2 protein-coding genes are annotated in these 2,371 nt (G+C 53.2%); one reads left to right on the top strand and one right to left on the bottom strand.

From position 1 onward, the window contains the following. Window positions 1–196: 196 nt before the first annotated feature. Complete coding sequence (locus PAN31108_RS26150; protein ID WP_150671651.1) at window positions 197–1,120, top strand: hypothetical protein; 924 nt, start codon at window positions 197–199, stop codon at window positions 1,118–1,120. 129 nt (window positions 1,121–1,249) lie between these two features. Here the strand turns inward: PAN31108_RS26150 and PAN31108_RS26145 are convergent, their stop codons facing one another. Continuing rightward, a complete protein-coding gene (locus PAN31108_RS26145) occupies window positions 1,250–1,999 on the bottom strand; it encodes a hypothetical protein (protein ID WP_150671650.1) in 750 nt (249 codons plus the stop codon). Window positions 2,000–2,371 lie beyond the last annotated feature (372 nt).

Genomic DNA, 2,371 nt, shown 5'->3' with positions numbered 1-2,371 from the left:
GATGTCTTCTTCCATCGCCTTGCTCATCGTCTTTTCCTCGATTATGACTTGAGCAGGTTTTCACTGGGTCAATACAAGGACGTATTCGGCGCTGAAATTCATCGCTCTTCGGGACAAACAAAAAAACTACGATAACCAGCAAATCACCAGATCGAGGGGGACGTTTGATTTTGATCCGGATCGAGACATTTACGACTTGGGGGATCTGTTTAGGATCTTGGTCGCACAGGCGAATTCGGAAAAGCTGGAAGCTGCGTGCAACAGGCTGGAGGCGGAAATTGGATCTGCAATCCGCCCTTATTTGCTTGACGCTGATCGGCCAGGACAGCATCTGCGCAGCCTTCTATCAGCGCACGATGTCAGGACCACCGACGCAGTGCAGGCACTGCAGTCGTTCGGCATGACTCGCACTATCTACTCGAACAGTCTGAGCCTCGCCGAAGCCTCCAGCAGAGAAATGATCCAATACGTCGCCGAACAGTTCTGGGTCAGCGGTGATTGGATTGAAGGCGCGTACGACCACATATACAGTGGTGCTCCCGGCATGGAGAAAACGACTGACTGGCGACGTAGCCTGCGTGGTGCGTATGATCTCGTAGCGCGCGCCGGCGCTAACGGAGAGCAGCTCAATGTGATACTTCCAGTTTGGCCCGATTTTTACGAACTAGATGCGATCGGAGACATTCTGGATTTTGACGCGCACGACTACGAGCACTTCTTTCTGGTTGCGCGGAAATCGAATGACTTTTCGGTCGATTGCTTTCGCCTGGCCATCAGCGATCCGTTGACCTACCGGAAATGCCGAGATGGACTCTTCTTGCTCTTCCTTGCGGCAGAGATTTACGAGATCGAGACGCAAAGAAAGACGTATATCGATGTATACCAAGCACAACGAGAACACATACGGAGCTGCTACTTGGGGGACATGTTTCTTGTGGATGTCGTATGTGCCGGTCGTTTGGTCCGCAATCACAAAGACTTTATCTATAGCGACGGAACCGCCACGCTGAAAGCAACCCACGACGTTCCGAGCCGGCTCGGCAGTTGGCTGCAGGAGAATTTGACCGAGTTCGTTGCACGGCGTATGTCCTCGCTTCCGACCACTATCTCGTTTCCCTGAGTCAAAGGAGTGGGAGATTCGTTGACTAATTGCGAGAGGCCAATCAGGGAAGCGGTACGGGTGAAGGAGGGCGTCCTCGAAGCGTCCGAATGAGAAACGAACAGAGCACGGTCGATATCGTCAGCTTGGCTATAAGTGATTGGATATGAGCTGCATACCCGCGCAAACGAAAAACATGAACCATGCGAATTTGCGTTGCGGATCGAGCCAGGCAATTAATGTGGCCAGCCCCTTCATTGATCGCAACGTTAGTCGGAGTGCGAGTCGACCGAGAAGAGAGGGCAAAGCCTGTGCGACGACGAAAGTGAGACCGATGGTAACAAGCGCTACGGCGCCCGTGCCGCCAATGATGAGGGGAAGATAGGCCTTCTCAAGCCAAAATGGCCAGTTCAATGGTGTTTGCTCTAGCGAGGTTGAAACCGTGCGCGCAATCGCTGTGTCGGAAAATTGAAAAAATGCGGATGTTACGAGAAGCAGCAACGCCGCAAGCACTCCCCACTTAAGAGGCCTCCAATCGAAATGTCGGTCGCCGGCGAGGTGCCGGTTGCAAACGGAGAAGATGAATAGCGAACCGACGACAGCATATGCAAGAGACCTGTAGACCTGTGTGGGGTGGGGATATATTTTCGCGCCAGCCATCAATAGGACCATGCAGGTGATGCATACCCATTTGGTCACAACCCACAACCCCGCAACAATCTGCGATTCGGACGACTGGATCATCCAGGTGTTGAGTCGGTCGTACCGGTTCTCAATTACTGAAATCGCTTTATGTATGATGGGGTTGCTGTCTCGACCTTCTTGCATGTTATAGAAGACACCGAGCAGGGTAATGACTGTTAGAAGGTCCTTGACGAACCAATGTGACTCGGCTTGCATAATTGGTAGATTGGCGACTCAGTGACTATATCCCGATATATCGGCCGAATCTCAGGCTTCTGAACAGGGCCTGCAACAGTGGTTGTCGCGAAAGTCGGAGTCGCTGAGCAGATGCTAACGTTGCCAGCGCCGCCTGCGCTCGCGCTGACACCCCGGCGCCGAGCAATATCGCTGATTGGGCACCTGGAGAAGAGGGTGAAAAGCGTTGCCACAGGCAAAACAACGGCGGGTCGGTTTCATAAGCGCACTCCGGGGGTATGTAGCCATGTTGCGCGCGGTTGGCCCGGTGTGCGAGTGACATGCCCCCTGCAAACAGGGCCAGCCGGATTCTAGTAAAGTTCGTTTTCGGAGAAGAAGACGAACATGAAGAAG

This window comes from Pandoraea anhela (assembly GCF_902459655.1).
In the GTDB taxonomy this organism is placed as follows: Bacteria; Pseudomonadota; Gammaproteobacteria; order Burkholderiales; family Burkholderiaceae; genus Pandoraea; species Pandoraea anhela.
Note: the sequence above shows the minus strand (reverse complement) of the source record. Positions and strands in the feature narration are given on the sequence as shown.

Bases quoted from the DNA above. Each gene is read 5' to 3' on its own strand.
- PAN31108_RS26145 (WP_150671650.1), bottom strand. From the start codon at position 1,999: ATGCAAGCCGAGTCACATTGGTTCGTCAAGGACCTTCTAACAGTCATT.